Annotated in this window: 3 protein-coding genes; 2 read left to right on the forward strand and 1 reads right to left on the reverse strand. The window is 41.6% G+C overall.

The features are described from left to right. Positions 1 to 630: ATP-binding cassette domain-containing protein (locus tag GMD1S_RS10090; protein WP_000408290.1), on the forward strand; the 630-nt coding region annotated here is incomplete at its 5' end. 37 nt (positions 631 to 667) lie between these two features. Here the strand turns inward: GMD1S_RS10090 and GMD1S_RS10095 are convergent. After that, the gene (locus GMD1S_RS10095; protein WP_001043930.1) at positions 668 to 1,423 is read right to left on the reverse strand and encodes a hypothetical protein; all 756 of its coding nucleotides are present in this window, start codon (positions 1,421 to 1,423) and stop codon (positions 668 to 670) included. Positions 1,424 to 1,570: 147 nt separating this feature from the next. On the opposite strand from GMD1S_RS10095, the gene GMD1S_RS10100 reads away from it, so the two are divergent. Then, a complete protein-coding gene (locus tag GMD1S_RS10100) occupies positions 1,571 to 2,632 on the forward strand; it encodes a M24 family metallopeptidase (protein WP_000952766.1) in 1,062 nt (353 codons plus the stop codon). Positions 2,633 to 2,694 lie beyond the last annotated feature (62 nt).

The following is a 2,694-nucleotide window of genomic DNA, read 5'->3' on the forward strand; positions in this document are numbered from 1 at the left end:
TTCAACATCAAGGGCGGTCGTTGCGAAGCCTGCTCAGGTGACGGGATTATCAAGATCGAGATGCACTTCTTGCCAGATGTATACGTGGCTTGTGAAGTCTGCCACGGGACTCGCTACAACAGTGAAACCCTAGAAGTCCACTATAAGGAAAAGAATATCTCGCAGGTTTTGGACATGACCGTCAACGATGCGGTGGAATTCTTCCAACACATTCCCAAGATTCAGCGTAAACTTCAGACCATCAAGGATGTGGGGCTGGGCTATGTAACGCTAGGGCAACCGGCTACCACCCTTTCTGGAGGAGAAGCTCAGCGTATGAAGTTGGCTAGTGAACTCCACAAACGCTCGACAGGGAAATCCTTCTACATTCTGGATGAGCCAACTACAGGGCTTCACACTGAGGATATCGCTCGCTTGCTTAAAGTCTTGGCTCGCTTTGTCGACGATGGGAATACTGTCCTCGTCATCGAGCACAATCTAGATGTTATCAAGACAGCAGACCATATCATCGATTTGGGACCTGAGGGCGGTGTCGGTGGTGGAACCATCATCGCAACAGGAACCCCAGAAGAAGTAGCGGCCAATGAAGCCAGCTACACAGGACAGTATTTGAAAGGAAAGTTAAAATAAGATTTAAAAGGCTCTGCTTTTTTAGGCAGAGTCTTTTTTATAATAAATTACGAATTTTTTCTTTTATAAATGAGTTAAGAGAATAGTGTTTATCCAGATATTCTAGGAGTGCTTGAGCAGACTCAGAAATGCGTTCGTAACCTTGCAAAAAGTGAGGCAATTGCTTGGCTTCCTTTGGATAACCTTCTTCAAATCGTCTGTTGGTATTAAAGATATCTATAAAATTAGATTTAGAAGTTGTTTCCAAACTGATTAGTTCAGTCCAAAGCTTGACGGTTCTGTTTTGTATTAAATCATAAGCAGCTAATTTTTCGCCTCGCTGATAACGACCTAGCCCTAAATATAGATTACATAAAATTTCTCCCAACAACCATTCACGGTCTCTGTTTTCTTTTGATGGCAGTCTTTGTGGCTGACAGATTGTTTCATCAAAACCGACCTCCTTCCAGATAATCTTGCCTTCAGAGAAGGGAATGTTTACTAGTTCTTGAGCTTCAAAGACAGCAAATTCACAAAAAACATCATCTTCAAATAGAACTTTATGTCCGTCCACTGTATTTTGGTAGTGAAATGCAATTGGTTCTAGCTTACTTAACCAGGTTAGGTCTTGGATATAAGTCTGCTTGTAGCCATCTTTTACAATAACAAAGAAGTCTAAATCTGAGTACTGATCCAATCGTTCTCTTTCTGTTCCGCAAGAACCAAGCGCCAGCAAAGCTAGTGCTTGGTTCGAATCTTTTAGAGACTGACCAATCTCATCTAGTCTTTGTAACAGCAATTCTGTTTTATTCATATCGATACCTCATTCTTTCTTGTTTAACAGAAATTATACATTAAGCGCTTTCAAATGTCAATTTTATCTAATCTTAGCTATATAGATTGTATTATTTTCGATATTTTTTTGCTATAATAAATTAAATCATTTTATGGAGGTTTTCTCATGTTATCAAGAGTTGAAAAATTTGAAGTAGCCTTAAAACAGACAGAGTGTGATGCTGTCTTAGTAACCAATCTGAAGAATATTTACTATCTGACTGGTTTCAGCGGGACAGAGGCGACAGTTTTCATCAGTAAAAAGCGCCGGATTTTTCTGACGGATTCTCGTTATACTCTTATTGCCAAGGGCGTGGTTGAGGGCTTTGACATTGTGGAAACGCGCGATGCGGTTGGTGAAATTGCTAAAATTATAGCGGACGACAAGCTGGAAAAAATTGGCTTTGATGACGAGATTTCCTATGCTTACTTCAAGATGCTGGAAAGTGTGTTTGCTGGTCATGAGCTGGTTCCAATGACTGGTTTTATTGAAAATCTGCGGATGATCAAGGATGAGCAAGAAATCGCAACCATTCGTAGGGCCTGCCAGATTTCTGACCAAGCCTTCCTAGATGTACTGGATTTTATCAAGCCCGGTGAGACGACTGAGCTAGCCGTTATGAACTTTTTAGATGCCCGTATGCGCCAGCTAGGTGCTTCAGGTGCCTCTTTTGATTTTATCATCGCTTCGGGCTACCGCTCTGCTATGCCACATGGCGTGGCTAGTGACAAGGTCATTCAAAAGGGTGAAACCCTGACCATGGACTTTGGTTGCTACTACAACCACTATGTCAGCGATATGACGCGGACAGTTCATGTGGGGCAGGTGACAGATGAAGAGCGGGAGATTTATGATATTGTCCTGCGCAGCAATCAAGCCCTCATAGATGCAGCCAAGGCTGGTCTCAGTCGAATTGATTTTGACAGGATTCCGCGCCAGATTATTAACGATGCAGGCTACGGTCCTTACTTCAGCCACGGGATTGGACATGGGATTGGTTTGGATATCCATGAAATTCCTTACTTTGGCAAGTCAGAAGAGCCAATCAAGGCTGGTATGGTCTTGACTGATGAACCAGGCATTTATATTGAAGATAAATACGGGGTTCGTATTGAAGATGATATCCTGATTACAGATAACGGTTGTGAGTTATTGACACTTGCTCCAAAAGAATTGATTGTTATCTAAAAAATGAGATAAATCATTGACTTTTATATTTTAAAGGTTTATACTGATAGACGAAAACGGTA

Origin of the sequence: Streptococcus sp. GMD1S (assembly GCF_000296875.1) — a bacterium.
GTDB lineage: Bacteria > Bacillota > Bacilli > Lactobacillales > Streptococcaceae > Streptococcus.